A 17,773-nucleotide genomic window follows, 5' to 3' on the forward strand; every position below is an offset into this window, starting at 1 on the left:
CTGACAGGCCCCCGCTACGGAGTGCGGTTGGCGGTCACGAGGCGCGCCTCGCGGATGTTGGCTTTGGTGCCGGCCTGGCGAAGGCAGGACGCCTCGAAATTCGGCCAGGCTCGCTGCGAGCAGTCCTTGCCGATGGTGCGGATATCGAGCCGGTCGCCCTTGGCGAGCGGCTGCGGCACGCTCGCCTCGACGGTCGGGGCGAAGCCGGGCAGGAGGGTGAGGGCGGCAGCAACACACGCAGAGATGGCGATCGCCGAAAGAGCCTTGATCATGACAGTCCCCTGTGATGCGACCGCTACGCCCAGTGCGCGGCCCGTCGTTCGTTGGCCGGATTAGTAACCATGGCCAGTTTCCGGACGTCTTCGCGAACGCGGGAAATGGTTTCGTTCGCGCTCCGTTTTGTTTCGTGGCTGCCCTCAGGACGAAACAATTCGGCGCATTCCGACACGGTTTTGCGGAAAAACCGCCGGGGAACCTGACCGGCTTGCCGGGCCGGGCCGGGCGCGGTAGGACGTGGCCATGCCCCGCATTGCCTTCTATCCAGGTTCCTTCGACCCCATCACCAACGGCCATCTGGACGTGGTCCGGCACAGCGTGTCGCTGTGCGACAGGCTCGTTGTCGCGATCGGGGTGCACCCCGGCAAGAAGCCGCTGTTCTCGACCGAGGAGCGGCTGAAGATGCTCCATGACGTCTGCGGGCCGGTGGCGGCCCAGGCCGGCTGCGCGCTCGAAGCTGTGACGTTTGATGATCTGTCGGTGACCTCGGCGCGCAAGCACGGTGCCACGATCATGATTCGGGGCCTGCGCGACGGCACCGATCTCGACTACGAGATGCAACTCGCCGGCATGAACGAGGCCATGGCGCCGGAGGTGCATACGGTCTTCCTGCCGGCTTCTCCCATGGTCCGCCCGATCACCGCCACTTTGGTGCGCCAGATCGCAGCCATGGGCGGGGACGTGTCTGCCTTCGTCCCGCCGCTGGTTGCGGCACAGCTCAAGGCAAAATTCGCCTGATAACGGCGCGTTTCCTTTCTCATCTCTGATCCGGAGTTATCATGATCCGAATTCTCGCAGTTCTTGTCGGGTTTCTTGCCGCGGTTCTGTTCGCGGTGCCGGCGTTCGCGCAAACCTTGCCGGCCGGCCTCGACAAGGCCAACGCCATCGTCATCGACTCCACCAAGGGCCGCATCGTCATCAAGCTGAGGCCGGACCTTGCGCCCCAGCACGCCGAGCGCATCAAGCAGCTCGCGCGCGAGGGTTATTACAACAACGTGCCGTTCCACCGGGTCATGGACGGCTTCATGGCGCAGACCGGCGATGGTCAGAACTTCAACGGCACCGGCGGCTCGAAATATCCGAACCTGAAGCAGGAATTCTCGAAGGTGCATTTTGCGCGCGGCATCGTCGGGATGGCCCGGCGCGGCGACAGCGTCGACACCGCCAATTCGCAGTTCTTCATCATGTTCGCCGACGGCGGCAGCCTCGACAACCAGTACACCGTGATCGGCGAGGTCGTGCAGGGCATGGACGTCGTCGACAGGCTGAAGAAGGCGCCTCCCGGATCGAGCGGCGGCACCGTCACCGACCCCGACAAGATGGTGAAGGTGCAGGTCGCTTCCGACATCAAATAGGAGCGGCGATGGCGCGCTGCGGTGGCAAGCTCCTGCTGGTTGCCGCGCTGCTGCTGCTCGGCGTCCCCGGCGCAATCGCCGAGGACGCACAGGTCAACACCATCCAGGACATCTTCCGGCATCTGCGCACCTGCTGGAAGCCGCCGCCCGCCGCCAAGGCCCGCCCGATCGACATCACCGTCGTCGTGAGCTTCAACAGGGCCGGAAACATTCTGGGCCATCCGAGGATTACCTATGAATCCGCGGAGGCTTCCGACAATGACCGGCTGCAATACCGGGTCGCGGTGATGGAGGCATTGCAACGCTGCACGCCGATGCCATTTACCGATGCGATGGCCGGCGCCGCTGCGGGGCGTCCATTCGCGATCCAGTTTCGCAACCGCAAATCTTCACCTGACAGGACTTCACCCCCAACCCAAGAGAGACGAGCATGAGCGCCACCGAAAATACACTGATCCTCGAGACCACGCAGGGCCCCGTCACCATCGAGATGCGGCCTGATCTGGCGCCCGGCCACGTCGCGCGCATCAAGGAACTCGTGCGTGAAGGCTTCTACGACGGCATCGTGTTCCATCGTGTGATCGACGGCTTCATGGCGCAGACCGGCTGTCCGCAGGGCACCGGCACCGGCGGCTCCGGCAAGAAGCTGAAGGCCGAGTTCAACAAGGAGCCGCATGTGCGCGGCACCACCTCGATGGCGCGCGCCGCCAGCCCGGATTCCGGCGACAGCCAGTTCTTCATCGTGTTCGACGACGCCCGCTTCCTCGACAACCAGTACACGGTGTGGGGCAAGGTCACCGAGGGCATGGAGAACGTCGACAAGATCAAGCGCGGCGAACCCGTGCAGAACCCCGACAAGATCGTCAAGGCCCGGATGGCGGCTGACGCGGAGTAGGCGTTCAACCCTCATGGTGAGGAGGCGCGTAGCGCCGTCTCGAACCATGAAGGCCGAGCTGGTGCAGCAGGGCCTTCATCCTTCGAGACGCGCGTTCCGCACTCCCCAGGATGAGGAACGACTGGCTGACGGAGGTCCTGCTTGACAGCAAAGCAATTTGTGATCGCGCCTCAGGATATAAGACCGCTCGCCACGGGAAAGGGGGCGTGCTTGGCCTCCGATCGGATTACGGTCGGCGGTCAGCGCGTCGGCTTCATGTATCGGGAGGCGCCCGACAATACCTCTGACAGCGGCTGGCGCTTCTTTTCAGGCGAGGAGAGCCAGGACTTCGCCGATGATCCGAACAATTTCGAGATCTACGATGTGAACACGATCGCCAATTACGATCCAGACATCATCCCGCTTCTTGAGTCGCCAGCTTTCTCTGCCTTCGAACGCGAGCCTAAATCGTCGGCGTTCGTTCGCACCGACTTTCCCCGCTGATGCGGGCAGGCCGCCAGAATCGTCTAACGGGCTGAAGACTATCCAACCTAGGTTCTATGCGCACCGACCTCTTCGATTTCGATCTGCCCGCCGACCGCATCGCATTGCGCCCGGCGAGCCCGCGCGACTCCGCGAAGATGCTGGTTGTCGATCGCGGCACGCTGCGCGACCAATTCGTCGCCGATCTGCCGCAATGGCTGAAGCCGGGCGACCAGCTCGTCGTCAACGACACCAAGGTGATCGCGGCACAATTGAAAGGCCGTCGCATCGGCCGCGAGACCGAGCCGAAGATCGAGGCGACTCTGATCAAGCGCCTCGACGGTTCGCGCTGGCAAGCGCTGGTGAAGCCGGCCAAGAAACTCACAGCCGGCGACCGCATCCGCTTCGGCAATGAGGGCAAGGTCTGCCTGCTCGGCCATCTCGATGCAGAGGTCGAGGCCAAGGGCTCCGAAGGCGAGGTGACGCTGTCATTTTCGTTCCACGGCCCGACATTGGATCAAGCCATCGCAGATCTCGGCAGCCCGCCGCTGCCGCCCTACATCGCCTCGAAACGCACGCCTGACGATCAGGATCTCGCCGACTACCAGACCATGTTCGCGGCGAATGAAGGCGCCGTTGCCGCGCCGACGGCCGGCCTGCATTTCACGCCGGCGCTGGAGCAGGCGCTGCACGCGCGCGGCGTCGGCATCAATCGCGTCACGCTGCATGTCGGGGCAGGGACCTTCCTGCCGGTGAAGGTGGACGACACCGAAGGCCACAAGATGCACGCCGAGTGGGGTACGCTCTCGGCCGAGACGGCGGAGCGGCTCAACACCGCCCGCAAGAACGGCGGCCGTATCATCGCGGTTGGCACCACGTCGTTGCGCTTGCTCGAAAGCGCAGCGAGCGAGGACGGCACCCTTGAGCCGTTCGCCGCCGAGACGTCGATCTTCATCACTCCCGGCTATCGCTTCCGCGCCGTCGATGTTCTGCTGACCAACTTCCATTTGCCGATGTCGACACTCTTCATGCTGGTGTCGGCGTTCTCCGGGCTGGAGACGATGCAGCAGGCCTATGCACACGCGATCGCGCATGGCTATCGGTTCTATTCCTATGGCGATGCGTGTTTGCTGTTTCGGGCGCGGGAGTGACGCCGGCGGCGTTCTCGTGCTATACTAATCATGTCGTTTGCAGGGATCGAGTGGCCGATGAACATCCGTTCCGCGAAAGTCGATGAGCTTGCCCAGCGCCTCGCCCGCCTGACGGGGGAAGATATCGAGACGGCGCTCGAACGCGCCATCGAGGAGCGCTTGTCTCGTGTGGCGTCGCCGGCGGTCGATCGAAGTGCCGCCTTGACGTCGTTCTTCGAGCGAACCGCTCGCTTGCCCGTTCTCGATTCCCGGTCTGCCGACGAAATCCTCGGCTATGACCGTTTCGGGCTGCCGTCCTGATGGTGCTGGATACGTCTGCGATCGTCGCGACCGTAACCAACGAGCCAGATGGGCAAGGCTATCGAAAAGCCATGCTGGATGCTACCAGCCTGTCGATGTCGGCAGTAGCCGTCCTGGAAACCAAGATCGTTCTCTCTGCCCGCTTCGGGTCATCGGCCGTGAAATTTTTCGACGAATTGCTGGAGACGGCCGGGATTGTCGTCGTGCCGTTCGACGTAGATATGGCGAAAGGCGCGTTCGAGGCATTTCAACGTTTCGGCAAGGGCGGGGGACATCCGGCGCAACTCAACATCGTCGATTGTGCGGTCTACGCTTTGGCGAAAGCGCGTTCGCAACCGCTGCTCTTCAAGGGAGCCGACTTTGCTAAGACAGACATTCTCCCCGCGCTGCCCTGACGGTTGACCATTGTAGGTGCGCGAGCGAAGTGGTGGGCAGAGCGCTCGCACGCCCTTGCCCACCCCACGCATCTTCGTTGTTACGCCATCACGCGCTGCGGCAACAACTCCGCGATCTGCACTGCGTTGAGCGCCGCGCCCTTGAGCAACTGGTCCGCCGCCACGAACATCGAGATCGAATGCCCGGAGGGGTCGCTGAGATCCTTGCGGATCCGGCCGACCAGGACGTCGTCCTGGCCCGAGGCGTCGATCGGCATCGGGAAGTAGTTCCTGGCGCGGTCGTCGACGACCTTGACGCCGGGCGCTCGCGCCATGATGGCGCGGACCTGATCCTCGCTGATCGGCTTCTCGCATTCGAAGGTGATGGCCTCGCAATGAGCCCGCAGCACCGGCACGCGCACGCAGGTAACGCCGATTGCGATCTTGTCGTCCTCGAAGATCTTGCGGGTTTCGTTGATGACCTTGGTCTCTTCGTCGTTGTAGCCGGTGTCGGGGTCGATCGCCGTGTTGTGGTTGAAGAGGTTGAAGGCGTAGGGATGCTGCATCACCTTCGGCGTATAAACCTGTCCGTTGAGGTTGGCGCGGGTGGACTCGACCAGCTCGTCCATTGCGGCAGCACCGGCGCCGGAGGCCGCCTGGTAGGTCGAGATGATCACGCGCCTGATGCGGTTGGCCTGGTGGATCGGCCACAGCGGCACCAGCGCCGTGATGGCGGCGCAGTTCGGGTTGGCGATGATGCCCTTGTGGTCGCGGATGCGGTTCGCGTTGATCTCGGGGATCACCAGTGGCACGTTCGGGTCCATGCGGAAGGCGGAGGAGTTGTCGACGACGACGGCACCCGCCTTGACCGCGATCGGCGCGAACTTCTTGGAGATGCTGCCGCCGGCGGAGAACAGGGCGATGTCAACGCCCTCGAAGGCGCGTTCGGTCAGCTCCTCGATGACCACGTCTTGCCCACGAAACGACACCGTCTTACCGGCCGAGCGGGCGCTGGCCAGCGCCTTGAGCTTGCCGACGCGAAAGCCGCGCTTGTCCATGGTGGCGATGAATTCGGCGCCCACCGCACCGGTGACGCCGACAATCGCGACGACGGGATCGTTACTCACTTTGTCCTCCATTGATTTGAGAATTCAGACAACAAAAAAGCCCCGGACCAACGAGGGCGGGGCTTCGGTAGAGTGGATTGCGTTCTAGTCGACGACTACACGCGCACGCCTCCCCGGGCCCCGAAGGCCGTGGTGGTTTTAGTCGTGCGTTTGGTGGTCGTGAACATGGCGGGAGCTTATGCGGGAGAGTTTTGCGCCCGTCAATGGCTTTTCGGCGGGATTGGGGCCGCCGCTATTTGGTCCGGGCGCCCGGCGGTTCGAGGATGACCTCCTTGAGGTTGTCGCCACTGATGACGACGATCGCGAAATTCAGCCGACCGCGTTCGCGCACCAGCCCGCCGCTGATCGCCTTGCCGGAGGCCGCGCGTTCGGCGACGTGCACGGCATCCGCAAGCCGGTGCTTGATGGCACCGAGCGCTGCGAGGTTGCTGCGGTCGTCGAGGTCGAGCTCGGCGAGAGGGAGGGCGGCTTCGCCGCCGACGAGCTCGCCGGTTGCGGCATTGATGGTGTGGCGCCAGATCCGGTCATTGTGCAGGGTCTTCACCCGGTAGACCGGCACGCCGGAGGCTCCGTCGAAACTCACATCCGCCGTGGTGGCACCCGCGTGACGGGCTTCCGCAATCGCCATGGCCTGGTTGATCGAGATTGAAGAGCTGCGGAAGCGCTCGATCTCGCGGCTGACCGCTTGGCGGTCGGCCTCAGCGTCACCATCTGTATCGCTGTGAAGGGTGGTCGGAGTGCCTGTGCTCACGATCGCCCGCGCCGGCGCCGCGAGGAGGAGTGCGGACAGGGCGATCGCGAGCAATCCCGAGATCCGTCGTTTGGCTGTCGTCATGCTCGAAACCCTCGGCCAGCGAGTGTGCCGGATGATCGTAAAGAATTTGCGGCCGACCTTGGGCATCGGTCGGCCGCTGAGCGTCGTGACGGGTGGTACCGCCGCGGCGATCGAAGCGATGCGGACCTCTTTGGGGCTGGTAAAAAAGCGATCCGCATCGCCCTATAATTAAACCATACCGTATCGTTTTGTTTTGGTCAACGGCGCGGGCGCCGGATTCCCTGGAAGAATCGCAACCTCACGGAATTGTCAGCGCGAGGGGCGCCGCCGCCGCGTGGTCTTGGCGGCCTCCTGGAGGCGGTCCGGAGGGCCAAGCGCACCGGCCAGGAACAGCTTGATGGCAACCCGCATGCGCTTTTCGGCGTCTTTCAGCTCGAGCGTCGTTCCGAACGTCGCCATGCGGTGGGTGTGCCCCACGACGACGTCGAGAAACACCTCGGCTGCGATCGTGGTGTCTTCGATGTCGAGCGCGCGTTGCGCCACCAGATGGTCGAAGAAGCGTGCCGTGGTGGCGACGGCCTTGAGCCAGCCTTCCTCCTTGCCGAGCTTGGCGATGTCGGGGAAGTTGATGGCCTGCGACGTCATCATGCGGCTGAAGGCGACGGCATCGGGACCGCAGGTGAATGTCAGCATCTCGCGCCCGATCTCGACCAGCCGCTGCTCGACCGAGATATCCGAGGCGCTGCCGAGCTGGGTCTCGGCAGCCGCCGATAGCGGTGCAAGCCATCGCGCGATCTCGCGCCGCAGCACGGCGGCGAACAATCCGCGCTTGTCTCCGTAACGGGCATAGACGGTGGGCTTGCTCACCCGCGCGGCTTCCGCGACCGCATCGAGCGAGGTGGCATCGAAGCCGCGATCCAGGAACAGGCGGGTGGCGACCTCGATCAGCCGCTGATCGCGCTCGATCGCGGCGCTTTTCGTCGGCCGGCCGCCGCGCGATTTCGGCACCTCGCGCCGCTGAGCTGCCGGTCTGGTCCTGGTCGCAGTCAATCCCATGCCCAATGATTCCTGCGCGGTCGTGACATCAGTGATTGCTCTATAACGCGCAGCAACGGGTGCGTCATGGCCAATCTGGCCGGACGGGCCTCATCGTCAACCGTCTCGGCACGGCCCCGTTCCTCAGCGAGCGCTCACGGAAGCGTCGAAGTCCAGGCCTGACCCGAAGCCGCCTTCTCATATCCGTACTGATACAGCGCCCGCATATAGGCGGTGTCGAAGCCTTCCGAGGGAGCAGCCGGATAGTCGCGCGCGATGTAGGAGAGATGGAAGCCTAGGCGGTTGCGCCTGGCAAAATCATAGGTCGAGAAGATGATCGAACGGGTCTGCGACTGGGTGATCGACGATAGGCTGCGTGAGGCGACGTCGATGGTGCTGTTGGAGACGAGCTCGAAGTTGCGTTCGATCTTCTTGTTGACGAGGATGTAGATGTCCAGGTTCGCGGGGCCGGGCAGGCGACTGCCCTGGAAAAGCAGGGCTTCGGGCAGTGTCAGCACCGGGGCCGTCACGCCGCCGTCGACATGCATCTCCTGAAACCTGCGGCCCTCGCCTTCGGCGTCGATCATGATCGGCGGAAACACCAGGGGGATGCTGGCGGAGGCCGCCATCACGTCGCGAAACAGCTTGAGCGCCTCGGGCGTGCCGACCGCGGCGATCTTGCCCATGTCCCAGATCGCGGTGCGCTGAGTGTCGAGATCGGTCGTCACCACCAGCAGCCTTCGGCCCTTGGCGTTTTCACGCGCGACCTGCGCCATGAGCTCCGGCCCGACATAGCGGGCGACGAGCTCGCGCAGCCGCGTGTTGCCGAACAGACCGGATCCGAACAGCACGCGCATGATGCTGGGATCGCTCAACAGGCTCTCCGCGACACCGCTGGTGTAGACCTCCTTCAGCGTGTCGTCATACCGTGAGCCGAGAAACGCAAAGGGTGCGATCAGGCCGCCGGTGCTGACGCCCGAGACGACCGAGAACGTGGGACGCGTTCTGGCCGCGGTCCAGCCGTTCAGCACGCCGACGCCGTAGGCGCCATCCGCGCCGCCGCCTGACAGCGCCAGGTAGGACCTCGTCGCGGTGCTGGTGTCCTTCTCGAAGCTGAATTTCGTGATGGGGTCGTCGGCGTAGCGCCGGAGGCCGTCGATATCGAGCACGCGCGATGTGCTGGCTTCAGCGGCCGTATAAGGCGTGCGAGGCAGGGAGGTGCAAGCGCCGAGCGCCAGGCTGCATGTCAGGACCAGCAATCCGAACAGGCGGACGCCGGTCTGCCTTGTCCGGTCATGCGAACGGGCGGACGGATCAGTCGAACTTGAAGGGAAAGGCATTGTCGGTGGCTGGCGATCACGCATTTACCGCCGCCGGCAACATCGCCGCGGCAGCTCGTCCAGCCCCAGGATAAAACTACACGGTATCGTTTTGTTTAACAAGCGCTGCGGGCACAAATTCCGTGTCCCCAATATTGGTGTCGGTTGTCCCGGTCTGATGCATAAGCCGGCCGAAGCATGGCCTGAGCGGGTTGATCGGCCTGCTCCGACACGCAATAAGCACCGTCATGAATCGTCCTGACACCGGTCTGCCCAATCATTTCGAACTGCTCGCCACCGATGGCGCCGCGCGCACCGGGCGCCTGGCCACGCCGCATGGCGTGGTGCGCACGCCCGCCTTCATGCCGGTCGGCACCGCCGGCGCGATGAAGGGCATGCACTGGCGCGAGGTGCGTGAAGCCGGTGCCGACATCGTGCTCGGCAACACCTATCATCTGATGCTGCGTCCCGGCGCCGAGCGGATCGCGGCGCTTGGCGGCCTGCAGACATTCACCGGCTGGAACGGGCCGATGCTGACGGATTCCGGCGGCTTCCAGGTGATGTCGCTGGCCGATTTGCGCAAGGTCAGCGAGCAGGCCGTGACGTTCCGTTCGCATATCGACGGCGCCAAGGTCGAGCTGTCGCCGGAGCGCTCGATCGAAGTGCAGCGTTTGCTCGGCTCCGATATCGCGATGCAGATGGACGAATGCGTGCGGCTGCCCGCCGAGCGCGCCGACATCGACCGCGCGATGCAATTATCGCTGCGCTGGGCCGAGCGAAGCAAGCGCGCCTTCGAGAACGCGCCCGACGGCTACATGCTGTTCGGCATCGTGCAGGGCGGCGACATCCCCCAGCTTCGCCATGCCAGCGCGCAAGGCCTCATCGAGATCGGATTCCATGGTTATGCCATTGGCGGGCTCGCCGTCGGTGAGCCGCAGGCCGTGATGCTGGCGATGATCGACGAGACGGCGCCGCTGCTGCCCAGAGAGCGCCCGCGCTATCTGATGGGCGTCGGCACGCCGGACGACATCCTCGAAGCAGTCAAGCGCGGCATCGACATGTTCGATTGCGTGATGCCGACGCGCAATGGCCGGCATGGCGTTGCCTTCACGCGCTTCGGCCAGGTGAATTTGCGCAACGCGCGCCACGCCGACGATTCCCGTCCGCTCGACGAAGAGAGCTCCTGGCCGTCGGCGCGCACCTACGCGCGCGCCTATCTGCACCACCTCGTCAAGTCGGGCGAGACGCTGGGTGCGATGCTGCTGTCCGAGGTCAATATCGCTTACTACCAGTTCCTGATGCAGGGCATCAGGGAAGCTATCGCACAGGGAACGTTCGAGGAGTTCTATCGGCGTACGCGCGAGAACTGGGCGAGGGGCGACATCGCCCCGCGCTAGGTCAATTGCGCATGGTCAGTGAAGGAGCATCAGTTGCAGAGGAAACGCTGCTTGACGGCGTGCTTGGTCACGAAGCCGTAGCCGCAATTGTCGCAGGTCCAGAGATAGCTGATCAGGTGCTCCGACACATACGCAGAACCTTCGGCGGCGACCATGGAGTCGGCGCAGACGGGACAGGTGGGCAACTCACTGCACCGCGGAGCGCGGTTCGGTGCGACGGTCGACAACACTTCAGCGACTGCTGACATCGTGGTGACCTCCCAGCTTGAGACCTAAGTCTAACATAAGCAGAATCAGTTGACGAGGTCGCAACACAAATGCGTTGGTTTTCTGATAATTACCGCTCACGCGATTTTGCGATGCAACGTATTTAACATGTGTCGCAATGCTTGCGTGTCGCCGCAGGCTGTCTCTAACTGCGCAAGAGCTGCAACAGAAGCACAAATCGTCGCCACAGGGAGTTCATCATGGACGCATCGTCCACCACGGGTGCAGCGCACCAACCGGGCCGCGGCCGGATCTATGACTCGATTGTCGATGCTTTTGGCGACACGCCGATCGTGCGCTTGCGCCGGCTGCCGGGCATGCACGGCGTGAACGCGACCATTTTGGCAAAGCTTGAATATTTCAATCCCGCTGCAAGCGTGAAAGATCGCATCGGCGCGGCGATGATCATCGCGATGGAGAAGGCCGGCATCGTCAAGCCCGACACCGTGCTGATCGAGCCGACCTCCGGCAATACCGGCATCGCGCTGGCTTTCGTCGCGGCGTCGCGCGGCTATAGGCTCAAGCTGGTCATGCCGGAGTCGATGTCGATCGAACGCCGCAAGATGCTGGCCTTTCTGGGCGCGGAGCTGGTGCTGACACCGGCCGCGCAAGGCATGAAGGGCGCGATTGCGACGGCCGAAGAGCTGTTGAAGACGACGCCGAATTCGGTGATGCCGCAGCAGTTCAAGAATCTTGCCAATCCCGAGGTGCACCGCCGCACCACCGCGGAGGAGATCTGGAACGACACCGGCGGCAACATCGACTTCTTCGTCGCGGGCGTCGGCACCGGCGGCACCATCACCGGCGTCGGCCAGGTGCTGAAGCCGCGCAAGCCCTCGCTGCGCGTGGTCGCGGTCGAGCCGGAGGAGAGCCCGGTGCTGTCGGGTGGCCAGCACACGCCGCACAAGATCCAGGGCATCGGTGCGGGCTTCGTCCCTGACATCCTCGACCGCTCGGTGATCGACGAGATCGTGAAGATCAACTCGACGATGGCGATCGAGACCTCGCGGGCGCTGGCGCGGCACGAAGGCATTCCGGGCGGCATCTCCTCGGGCGCCGCGATCGCCGCGGCCCTCGAGATCGGCAAGCGGCCGGAAGCTGCGGGAAAGACCATCCTGGCTATAGTGCCGTCCTTCTCCGAGCGGTATCTTTCGACGGCTCTGTTTGAGGGAATCTAGGACATGGCGGATCAACCACCGAGGCGGCCGCGGACGTTGGGCGACGCCAGGACGGAGGCCGAGGCGGCGTTCAAGAAGGTGACGGCGAAGGTCGCTGCGGCGCCGCCAAAGCAGAACGTGGCGCCGGGGGTCAAGGAGCAGGTCACGCTGCGGATAGACCAGGACGTGCTGGAGCATTTCCAGTCCGGCGGGCCCGGCTGGCAGGATCGCATCAACGAGGCGCTGCGAAAGGCCGCGGGGAAGTAGACGCCAAAGGTTGAGGGACTCGCAACGAAAAAGCCCGGCGCGAGCCGGGCTTCTGTATTTGCGATTGGCCTCGCCTCAGCGGCGGAACATGCCGCCCATCATGCCGCCGACGACACCGCCAACGAAGGCTGCGCCAGCGTCGCCGCCGCCGCCGCGATGCTGGGCCGGTGCGCTCTGCGCCTGGGCCGGGGCACGTCGGGCCGGCTTCGCGCTGTCGTCGCTCGCAGTGGCCGGCGCGGAGGCCACGATCTCCGACAGCAGGGCCTTGTGCTGGAGCTTGTTGAGATAGCCCGTCGACGGATAGCCACGTGCCGCCTGCCAGCGCTTGAGCACCGTACGGGTGTCCTCGCTGAACGCGCCGGTGACCTTGGTGTCGAATCCAAGTCCGGTCAGGCGGCGCTGCACGTCGCGGCGCTGGCCCTTGTCGAGGCCGATCTGGTCCTCGGTGAGCTGGCTGGCGTCGTCGGTGAAGGTCGCGGGATCGACGCCGGCGTTGAGGTTGCGGGTCGTCGTCGACGGGCCGCTCTTGATCGCGGCGAGCCGCGCCAGCGCCAGCGCCTTGAACTGGCCGTTCGGGTAGGTAGAGAGGTAGGCGTTGAGTTCTTCGGGCTTGTTGCTCTCCTTGACCGAGCGCCAGTATTCGAGCTCGACACCATCCGAATTGCCGCCCGTTGCCGCGGGCACGACGCCAGCAGCCGTCGGTGCCGCATTGGCGACCTGCGTCGTCGGAGCCTGGTTGAGATAGACCGCGCCGATCAAATTGGTGTGGCCCCAGGGGAGCTGCCCCTTGTGGGTCTCCTCGTTGACCTGGGCGCGGACCGACGTCATCGCCTGCTGGATCTCGACACCGGGCTTGGTGATGTTGTCGATCAGCGCACGGGTGAACGGGCTATTGTTGCCCTCCTGGCCGTCGAGCGCGGTCTGGCCGGGGCCAGTGGCGAACGCGATCAGCGTGCCTTCGCCGGATTTCATCTCGGCAAGACCGCTCTGTACGTTGACGCTGCGGGTCGCGGAGTTCGACTTGATCTTGGCGGCGAACGGATTGTCGCGGCAGGCGTCGAGGAAGACCAGCTTGACCTTGGCGTCGCCCATGGTCTGCTCGAGCGTCAGATCGATGTTGATGGCGGCGCCGAGCTTGACGTCCATCTCCGACTTGATGTCGGCGTCGACGGGCAGAAGATAGTTGGAGCCGCCGACCGCGATGCCGTGGCCGGCATAATAGAACACTGCGACATCGGAGCCCTGCGCCTTGCGGCCGAAGTCGAGCAGCTTCTCCGTCATCTGGTCGCGCGAGAGGTTCGAACCTTCGATCACCTCGAAGCCGACATTGCGCAGCGTTGCCGCCATCGCCTTGGCGTCGATCGGCGGGTTCGGCAATTGAGCGACGTTCTTGTAGGTGCCGTTGCCGACGACGAAAGCAACACGGCGGTCGGCCTTCGCGGCACTGACCGACAGTGCCATGCACATCAGCGACGCGAGGAGGGTGAGAGTGCGCATCTGGAATCCCCAACAGAATCGAATTGCAGGCAGCAACAAATTGGCAACGAACTTACACGAAGTACCCGATTTGGCGCCACCAAAACGGCAGTTCGTCGCGTTCAACCCGCTGCTGTGTGGCAGAATGTGCACGATGGAGTCCCTCTCCAGCGTGATCCAAATCACACGGCCACTTGGTTTTGTCGCGCGAGGCGGCGGGAGGTTCAGCGTGCGAGGGCAGGATCCGCCGGAGCTGGCTTTAGATTCAGGAGATTGCCGAACAGGATCAGCGCGGCGCCGACCACCGTCCAGGTGTCAAGCCGCTCCGAATAGAGCAGCCAGCCCGCGGTCGCGGTCAATGGAACCCGCAGGAAGTCCATGGGAACAACGATGGTCGCATCCGCATAGCGCATCGCGCTGGCGAGGCAGTAGTGCGAAAACGTGCCGCAGACGCCGATCACGCCGACCCATGCCCAGACATAGGCGGAGGGCCACGTCCAGACGAACAGCGTCGGAATGAAGCCTGCGACCGATTGCACCACCAGCATCCAGAACAGGATCGATAGCGCGCTTTCGGTGCGGGTCAGCGATTTGACGAGCACCATGGACACGCCAAAGCCCATCGCGGCGCCGAGCGCAATGAGTTGACCGGGATTGATTTCGCCGGTGGCGGGTCGGACGATGACGATCACACCGAAGAGGCCAAGCGCGATGGCGGCGATCTTCCACGGCGTCATGCGTTCGGAGAGGAGGCTCGCTGCGAGCAGCGCCGTCCAGATTGGCATGGTGAACTCGATTGCCACCACCTGGCCGATCGGGATCAGCGTCAGCGCGAAGAACCAGCCAAGCTGCGCAACATAGTGCACCAAATTGCGCCCGATGTGCTGCGGCAGGCGCGATGTCCTGAGCACCTTGAAGCCGCCGGCCCGATAGATGATCGGCGAGAGCAACAGGAAGCCTATCAGCGAACGCACTTCCATGATCTGAAATACATTCAGCTCGCGCGTGGTCTCGCGCCCGGCGACCGCCATGACCAGCATCAGCGACAGCCAGCCCGCCATCCACAGGGCAGCCATCGTTTTGGACGGTGTCGTGTTCATCGGCGCGGGTGTGAGAGGCGGGGGTCCTGAGGGAGGGCCGGTATCGGCGACATCGCCGCCGTTTGCAACGGCCAAATCTGCCGGTGCAGCGATGCATGCCGGCGTGCTAAGGCATCAGCGAACAACGAGAAAAATCGGGAGATATTCGCTCATGCACATCTTGCAGCCGGCCGAGTGGAAAAAACCGCGCGGCTTTTCCCATGGTGTCGTGGTCGAGGGGCCGGGTCGCTGGGTGATGCTGGCCGGGCAGACCGGCGGCGAGGAGACCGGCAATTACGCGCCTGACATGGCAGCGCAGGTCGGGACCGCGCTGAAGCGGATCGTCCAGCTCCTGGGCGAGGCCGGCGCCGGCCCCGAGCATATCGTCCGCCTGACCTGGTACCTGACCAGCCGCAGTGAATATGAGGCCGCCGGAGCCGGCATCGGCGCGGCCTGGAAGGAAACGCTGGGGCGCAATTTCCCGCCCTCGACCTTGCTCTACATCGGCGGCCTCGTGGACGACCGGGCCAAGGTCGAGATCGAGGTCACGGCGTTCGTGCCGGGCACATAAAAAAATCGACCCGGCGAGATCGCAGGGTCGATTGTCAATTTACTCGTATCGGTCTAGCGCGACAGCGAGATGTTGGCGCCGCGGAACTGGCTGTCGGCGCGCATCGTGACGTTCTGCTTGTTGCCGGACGTCTTCAGCGAGATGTTGGCGTTGAAACCGGCGGTGGAGGCGAGCAGCTCATAGTTTCCGCCGGCGCCGCGACCCGAAAGAGAGCCGCTGATATTGCGGCTGGCCTCGGACCAGCTGCCCGCGATGGCGCCGCCTTCAGCCTTGACGTTGGCGCCGAGGTTGAACTTGTAGGCGTCGCTGGCGCAGGTCAGAGACAACTCCATGGTCGGTCCGATCGGAGCGTATTTGGCCCGGCAGCGGATCCGCTCGGTCGAGCCGTCATCCAGGGTGACCGTGCCTGAGCCGCTCCAGCTGCCGGCCAGCGGGGCGAACGGGCCGGACTGGGCCTTGCTCTCGGAGTTGGCAATTCCGGCCGCAAACATAACGGCGGCCGCGATCAGCAGCCGCCGGCCCAGACCGCTGGTCACGATTTTTCTATTGGCGCGATGCTTCCCACCGCCCGCTGCACGGTATGCCTGCAGATGCTCCATTCCACTTCCCCGATCCGGCGTTGCCGCTGAGTTGACCGTTGGCATATGCACCATTGATCGAAACTTTCACAAGACCCTCCCGGCCGATGGTGCCGGAAACGTTAGCGCCGGGGGCGGTGATCTTGCCGTCGGCAACGGTCAGCAAGGAGCTTGCGGTCGGCTCGCAGGAACCGCTCTTGGTGACGATGGTGACCTGCCAGTTGCCATCATAGGGAGTCTGGGCGAAAGCGGGCGCGGCGAGGGTGATAACTGAAGCGGCACAGAACGCCGCAATGCGAGCAAAACGCATAAAATCCGTCCTTGAATTTGTCTGATATGCTGACCCTTATTCGGGCCAAATGTGACGGAAATTTGGTGCGGTGCCAAATCGAAAATTGTTCCTGTGGGAACAATGGTTTATTTGGGTTTCCGGCTGCAATTTTCGAAGCAGAATCAACGCCCCTTCACGTTAAGGGTAAACGTCAAGACAGCGACTCAGGAAGGGGTTCAGGAAAGGGGCCTCAGGAAAGGGGCTTAGGAAAGACTTGGCGCCGAGGTCGCGAACTGCTCGTCCTGGGACTTGGACGGCAGCGCCTTGTGGACCTTGGCGTAATCGATCACGTCGGCCAGCAATTTGAGCCCGAGCGGGGCGAGCGCGCGCTCCCACAGCTCCCGCGCCGTCTCGCCCTTCTTGACGAAGCACCACTCCTGGGCCGCGATGGCGCCGGCGTCCATGCGGTCAGCGAGGTGATAGATCGTGCCGCCGGCGATCGGATCGCCTTCCTTGATGGTCCATTCCACGGCCGCCTTGCCGCGGTGACGCGGCAGCAGCGAGGGATGATAGCCGATCCCGCCCAGCTTCGCCGCCTCAAGCGCGTCCTTGCCGATCCGGGCGTGGCTGTGCGCGGTGACGATCAGATCGGTATCGGGGGCGATCTCGGAGGCCACCACCAGCTTGGGATTGGCCTGAACCACGACCTCGATGCCCGCCGCCTTGGCTGTCGCGGCGAGACGGTCCTCGGCGTCGGCCACCACGACCCGCACGATCGAGACACCGTGCTCCCGGAGCATGTTCAGGGTGGTCACGCCGAAATGGCGGGAGCCGACGAGGGTAATACGCATGGGTGTCCGATCCGTCTCGCAACTGCGTCATCTCCCGATAACACGTCCGGACGTCCTGTCACCATCCGCGCCGGGTTTGGGCCGGTTATCAACAATGCAACCGGGCGAGGGTGCCCGATGAATTCCGCGATTGCGGCGTCGGCCGGTCCGGTGCTTCCATGCGCGCATGGCATCGGCTCGGAGCGAACGCATGCGCAGCGCGTGGTTTGTCCTTCTCGCGGCCCTGGTCGCAACCGTTCCGGCGCGCGCCGGCGGACCACCCTATCCGGCGGTTCCGCCCGAGGTTGGGGTGGCACCGTTCATCGGCCCGACTTGGGACACCTATCGCTGCGCGGAAGGGCCGGTCATCAATTTCTATCACGGCGCCTATTACGGCCAGGAGCCGCCGGCACTCTATCGCGGCTACGCGTACCGGCCGCATTACCGCTACAGCGCCTACCGCAGGCTGCCGCGCAAATATTTCTGCGTCTCGGACTAGCCGTGCCACGCCGCCACGGTCGGGCGGCGATTAGGGATAGGCCTGTTCCTGTGTTTCGTTTTTAACACAGAGATCCAGGATTTGCCGGTAGAAGGTGGACCCACCGGGGCTGGCGACATTTCAACCCGCATCCGTTTTCGAACCCGGATTTGGCCGCTGGCGTGATCGCCAGCGGCTTTTTCGTGCTCGGCCATCACGAAATCATCTGACGGTAACATGATCTCAACCAGCTTGGCGTATCGACGAATCCGTCGCGGATTTGTATTGCGTACCGCGACACCGAGATTGTCCCGCCGGCGTGGGTGCGCTGTG

General features: G+C 63.9%; 24 protein-coding genes. 13 read left to right on the plus strand and 11 right to left on the minus strand.

The window, feature by feature from the left end:
* Positions 1 to 14: 14 nt before the first annotated feature.
* Positions 15 to 272 (minus strand): hypothetical protein, encoded by a 258-nt coding sequence (locus tag AC0L2F_RS15810; protein WP_007610646.1) that lies wholly within the window; start codon positions 270 to 272, stop codon positions 15 to 17.
* Between the two features lie 247 nt (positions 273 to 519).
* Here AC0L2F_RS15810 and coaD point away from each other — a divergent pair, with 247 nt between their 5' ends.
* The 8 genes from coaD (at position 520) to AC0L2F_RS15850 (ending at position 4,834) form a co-directional block, all read left to right on the plus strand.
* Entirely contained in the window at positions 520 to 1,014 is a 495-nt protein-coding gene (gene coaD / locus AC0L2F_RS15815) for a pantetheine-phosphate adenylyltransferase (RefSeq protein WP_473248972.1), read from the plus strand.
* Positions 1,015 to 1,055: 41 nt separating this feature from the next.
* The gene (locus AC0L2F_RS15820) at positions 1,056 to 1,631 is read left to right on the plus strand and encodes a peptidylprolyl isomerase (protein ID WP_473248973.1); all 576 of its coding nucleotides are present in this window, start codon (positions 1,056 to 1,058) and stop codon (positions 1,629 to 1,631) included.
* Positions 1,632 to 1,639: 8 nt separating this feature from the next.
* Entirely contained in the window at positions 1,640 to 2,065 is a 426-nt protein-coding gene (locus AC0L2F_RS15825) for a hypothetical protein (protein WP_473248974.1), read from the plus strand.
* The gene (locus AC0L2F_RS15830; protein ID WP_007590736.1) at positions 2,062 to 2,526 is read left to right on the plus strand and encodes a peptidylprolyl isomerase; all 465 of its coding nucleotides are present in this window, start codon (positions 2,062 to 2,064) and stop codon (positions 2,524 to 2,526) included. The genes AC0L2F_RS15825 and AC0L2F_RS15830 overlap by 4 nt, the downstream gene beginning before the upstream one ends.
* A gap of 141 nt (positions 2,527 to 2,667) precedes the next feature.
* The gene (locus AC0L2F_RS15835) at positions 2,668 to 3,009 is read left to right on the plus strand and encodes a DUF2185 domain-containing protein (protein ID WP_473248975.1); all 342 of its coding nucleotides are present in this window, start codon (positions 2,668 to 2,670) and stop codon (positions 3,007 to 3,009) included.
* 56 nt (positions 3,010 to 3,065) lie between these two features.
* A complete protein-coding gene (gene queA / locus AC0L2F_RS15840; protein WP_473248976.1) occupies positions 3,066 to 4,139 on the plus strand; it encodes a tRNA preQ1(34) S-adenosylmethionine ribosyltransferase-isomerase QueA in 1,074 nt (357 codons plus the stop codon).
* 57 nt (positions 4,140 to 4,196) lie between these two features.
* Positions 4,197 to 4,439, plus strand: coding sequence for a type II toxin-antitoxin system VapB family antitoxin (locus AC0L2F_RS15845; RefSeq protein ID WP_473248977.1), 243 nt, complete (start codon positions 4,197 to 4,199; stop codon positions 4,437 to 4,439).
* Positions 4,439 to 4,834, plus strand: coding sequence for a type II toxin-antitoxin system VapC family toxin (locus AC0L2F_RS15850; RefSeq protein ID WP_473248978.1), 396 nt, complete (start codon positions 4,439 to 4,441; stop codon positions 4,832 to 4,834). The genes AC0L2F_RS15845 and AC0L2F_RS15850 overlap by 1 nt, the downstream gene beginning before the upstream one ends.
* A gap of 80 nt (positions 4,835 to 4,914) precedes the next feature.
* Here AC0L2F_RS15850 and AC0L2F_RS15855 read toward each other — a convergent pair whose 3' ends face one another.
* The 4 genes from AC0L2F_RS15855 to AC0L2F_RS15870 all read right to left on the minus strand — a co-directional run bounded on the left by AC0L2F_RS15855 (position 4,915) and on the right by AC0L2F_RS15870 (position 9,114).
* The gene (locus tag AC0L2F_RS15855; protein ID WP_473248979.1) at positions 4,915 to 5,952 is read right to left on the minus strand and encodes an aspartate-semialdehyde dehydrogenase; all 1,038 of its coding nucleotides are present in this window, start codon (positions 5,950 to 5,952) and stop codon (positions 4,915 to 4,917) included.
* A 220-nt stretch (positions 5,953 to 6,172) separates the two neighbouring features.
* Entirely contained in the window at positions 6,173 to 6,775 is a 603-nt protein-coding gene (locus AC0L2F_RS15860; RefSeq protein ID WP_007610636.1) for a PepSY domain-containing protein, read from the minus strand.
* Positions 6,776 to 7,024: 249 nt separating this feature from the next.
* Positions 7,025 to 7,771, minus strand: a complete 747-nt coding sequence (locus tag AC0L2F_RS15865) for a TetR/AcrR family transcriptional regulator (protein ID WP_007610635.1) — start codon at positions 7,769 to 7,771, stop codon at positions 7,025 to 7,027.
* A 134-nt stretch (positions 7,772 to 7,905) separates the two neighbouring features.
* Positions 7,906 to 9,114, minus strand: a complete 1,209-nt coding sequence (locus tag AC0L2F_RS15870; protein ID WP_473248980.1) for a patatin-like phospholipase family protein — start codon at positions 9,112 to 9,114, stop codon at positions 7,906 to 7,908.
* A 203-nt stretch (positions 9,115 to 9,317) separates the two neighbouring features.
* Between AC0L2F_RS15870 and tgt the strand changes: the two genes are divergently transcribed.
* On the plus strand, positions 9,318 to 10,466 hold the full coding sequence (gene tgt / locus AC0L2F_RS15875) for a tRNA guanosine(34) transglycosylase Tgt (protein WP_473248981.1): 1,149 nt from the start codon (positions 9,318 to 9,320) through the stop codon (positions 10,464 to 10,466).
* A gap of 29 nt (positions 10,467 to 10,495) precedes the next feature.
* Here tgt and AC0L2F_RS15880 read toward each other — a convergent pair whose 3' ends face one another.
* Entirely contained in the window at positions 10,496 to 10,714 is a 219-nt protein-coding gene (locus tag AC0L2F_RS15880) for a hypothetical protein (protein WP_007610632.1), read from the minus strand.
* Positions 10,715 to 10,933: 219 nt separating this feature from the next.
* Between AC0L2F_RS15880 and cysK the strand changes: the two genes are divergently transcribed.
* The gene (cysK, locus tag AC0L2F_RS15885; protein ID WP_473248982.1) at positions 10,934 to 11,911 is read left to right on the plus strand and encodes a cysteine synthase A; all 978 of its coding nucleotides are present in this window, start codon (positions 10,934 to 10,936) and stop codon (positions 11,909 to 11,911) included.
* A gap of 3 nt (positions 11,912 to 11,914) precedes the next feature.
* Positions 11,915 to 12,157, plus strand: a complete 243-nt coding sequence (locus tag AC0L2F_RS15890; RefSeq protein WP_007610629.1) for a BrnA antitoxin family protein — start codon at positions 11,915 to 11,917, stop codon at positions 12,155 to 12,157.
* 75 nt (positions 12,158 to 12,232) lie between these two features.
* On the opposite strand, the gene AC0L2F_RS15895 is transcribed toward AC0L2F_RS15890, so the two are convergent.
* The gene (locus tag AC0L2F_RS15895) at positions 12,233 to 13,654 is read right to left on the minus strand and encodes a caspase family protein (protein ID WP_473248983.1); all 1,422 of its coding nucleotides are present in this window, start codon (positions 13,652 to 13,654) and stop codon (positions 12,233 to 12,235) included.
* A 203-nt stretch (positions 13,655 to 13,857) separates the two neighbouring features.
* Positions 13,858 to 14,733, minus strand: a complete 876-nt coding sequence (locus AC0L2F_RS15900; RefSeq protein ID WP_007610626.1) for a DMT family transporter — start codon at positions 14,731 to 14,733, stop codon at positions 13,858 to 13,860.
* Between the two features lie 151 nt (positions 14,734 to 14,884).
* On the opposite strand from AC0L2F_RS15900, the gene AC0L2F_RS15905 reads away from it, so the two are divergent.
* Positions 14,885 to 15,283, plus strand: a complete 399-nt coding sequence (locus AC0L2F_RS15905; protein WP_473248984.1) for a RidA family protein — start codon at positions 14,885 to 14,887, stop codon at positions 15,281 to 15,283.
* Positions 15,284 to 15,336: 53 nt separating this feature from the next.
* On the opposite strand, the gene AC0L2F_RS15910 is transcribed toward AC0L2F_RS15905, so the two are convergent.
* The 3 genes from AC0L2F_RS15910 to AC0L2F_RS15920 all read right to left on the minus strand — a co-directional run bounded on the left by AC0L2F_RS15910 (position 15,337) and on the right by AC0L2F_RS15920 (position 16,983).
* Positions 15,337 to 15,882 carry a hypothetical protein gene (locus tag AC0L2F_RS15910; RefSeq protein ID WP_007610623.1) on the minus strand — a complete coding sequence of 182 codons (546 nt, stop codon included), beginning with the start codon at positions 15,880 to 15,882 and terminating at the stop codon, positions 15,337 to 15,339.
* Positions 15,827 to 16,171, minus strand: coding sequence for a hypothetical protein (locus tag AC0L2F_RS15915; protein ID WP_007610621.1), 345 nt, complete (start codon positions 16,169 to 16,171; stop codon positions 15,827 to 15,829). Before AC0L2F_RS15915 ends, AC0L2F_RS15910 begins: the two co-directional genes overlap by 56 nt.
* A 224-nt stretch (positions 16,172 to 16,395) precedes the next feature.
* Positions 16,396 to 16,983, minus strand: coding sequence for a formyltransferase family protein (locus tag AC0L2F_RS15920; RefSeq protein ID WP_007610619.1), 588 nt, complete (start codon positions 16,981 to 16,983; stop codon positions 16,396 to 16,398).
* A gap of 190 nt (positions 16,984 to 17,173) precedes the next feature.
* On the opposite strand from AC0L2F_RS15920, the gene AC0L2F_RS15925 reads away from it, so the two are divergent.
* Positions 17,174 to 17,461 carry a hypothetical protein gene (locus tag AC0L2F_RS15925; RefSeq protein WP_473248985.1) on the plus strand — a complete coding sequence of 96 codons (288 nt, stop codon included), beginning with the start codon at positions 17,174 to 17,176 and terminating at the stop codon, positions 17,459 to 17,461.
* Positions 17,462 to 17,773: the final 312 nt, after the last annotated feature.

The organism is Bradyrhizobium sp. Ken64, from assembly GCF_055807555.1.

What these genes read in the sequence shown, in the direction of transcription:
- AC0L2F_RS15810 (WP_007610646.1), bottom strand. Translation starts at nt 272, where the DNA reads ATGATCAAGGCTCTTTCGGCGATCGCCATCTCTGCGTGTGTTGCTGCC.
- coaD (WP_473248972.1), top strand. Translation starts at nt 520, where the DNA reads ATGCCCCGCATTGCCTTCTATCCAGGTTCCTTCGACCCCATCACCAAC.
- AC0L2F_RS15820 (WP_473248973.1), top strand. Translation starts at nt 1,056, where the DNA reads ATGATCCGAATTCTCGCAGTTCTTGTCGGGTTTCTTGCCGCGGTTCTG.
- AC0L2F_RS15825 (WP_473248974.1), top strand. Translation starts at nt 1,640, where the DNA reads ATGGCGCGCTGCGGTGGCAAGCTCCTGCTGGTTGCCGCGCTGCTGCTG.
- AC0L2F_RS15830 (WP_007590736.1), top strand. Translation starts at nt 2,062, where the DNA reads ATGAGCGCCACCGAAAATACACTGATCCTCGAGACCACGCAGGGCCCC.
- queA (WP_473248976.1), top strand. Translation starts at nt 3,066, where the DNA reads ATGCGCACCGACCTCTTCGATTTCGATCTGCCCGCCGACCGCATCGCA.
- AC0L2F_RS15845 (WP_473248977.1), top strand. Translation starts at nt 4,197, where the DNA reads ATGAACATCCGTTCCGCGAAAGTCGATGAGCTTGCCCAGCGCCTCGCC.
- AC0L2F_RS15850 (WP_473248978.1), top strand. Translation starts at nt 4,439, where the DNA reads ATGGTGCTGGATACGTCTGCGATCGTCGCGACCGTAACCAACGAGCCA.
- AC0L2F_RS15855 (WP_473248979.1), bottom strand. Translation starts at nt 5,952, where the DNA reads ATGGAGGACAAAGTGAGTAACGATCCCGTCGTCGCGATTGTCGGCGTC.
- AC0L2F_RS15860 (WP_007610636.1), bottom strand. Translation starts at nt 6,775, where the DNA reads ATGACGACAGCCAAACGACGGATCTCGGGATTGCTCGCGATCGCCCTG.
- AC0L2F_RS15865 (WP_007610635.1), bottom strand. Translation starts at nt 7,771, where the DNA reads ATGGGATTGACTGCGACCAGGACCAGACCGGCAGCTCAGCGGCGCGAG.
- AC0L2F_RS15870 (WP_473248980.1), bottom strand. Translation starts at nt 9,114, where the DNA reads ATGCGTGATCGCCAGCCACCGACAATGCCTTTCCCTTCAAGTTCGACT.
- tgt (WP_473248981.1), top strand. Translation starts at nt 9,318, where the DNA reads ATGAATCGTCCTGACACCGGTCTGCCCAATCATTTCGAACTGCTCGCC.
- AC0L2F_RS15880 (WP_007610632.1), bottom strand. Translation starts at nt 10,714, where the DNA reads ATGTCAGCAGTCGCTGAAGTGTTGTCGACCGTCGCACCGAACCGCGCT.
- cysK (WP_473248982.1), top strand. Translation starts at nt 10,934, where the DNA reads ATGGACGCATCGTCCACCACGGGTGCAGCGCACCAACCGGGCCGCGGC.
- AC0L2F_RS15890 (WP_007610629.1), top strand. Translation starts at nt 11,915, where the DNA reads ATGGCGGATCAACCACCGAGGCGGCCGCGGACGTTGGGCGACGCCAGG.
- AC0L2F_RS15895 (WP_473248983.1), bottom strand. Translation starts at nt 13,654, where the DNA reads ATGCGCACTCTCACCCTCCTCGCGTCGCTGATGTGCATGGCACTGTCG.
- AC0L2F_RS15900 (WP_007610626.1), bottom strand. Translation starts at nt 14,733, where the DNA reads ATGAACACGACACCGTCCAAAACGATGGCTGCCCTGTGGATGGCGGGC.
- AC0L2F_RS15905 (WP_473248984.1), top strand. Translation starts at nt 14,885, where the DNA reads ATGCACATCTTGCAGCCGGCCGAGTGGAAAAAACCGCGCGGCTTTTCC.
- AC0L2F_RS15910 (WP_007610623.1), bottom strand. Translation starts at nt 15,882, where the DNA reads ATGGAGCATCTGCAGGCATACCGTGCAGCGGGCGGTGGGAAGCATCGC.
- AC0L2F_RS15915 (WP_007610621.1), bottom strand. Translation starts at nt 16,171, where the DNA reads ATGCGTTTTGCTCGCATTGCGGCGTTCTGTGCCGCTTCAGTTATCACC.
- AC0L2F_RS15920 (WP_007610619.1), bottom strand. Translation starts at nt 16,983, where the DNA reads ATGCGTATTACCCTCGTCGGCTCCCGCCATTTCGGCGTGACCACCCTG.
- AC0L2F_RS15925 (WP_473248985.1), top strand. Translation starts at nt 17,174, where the DNA reads ATGCGCAGCGCGTGGTTTGTCCTTCTCGCGGCCCTGGTCGCAACCGTT.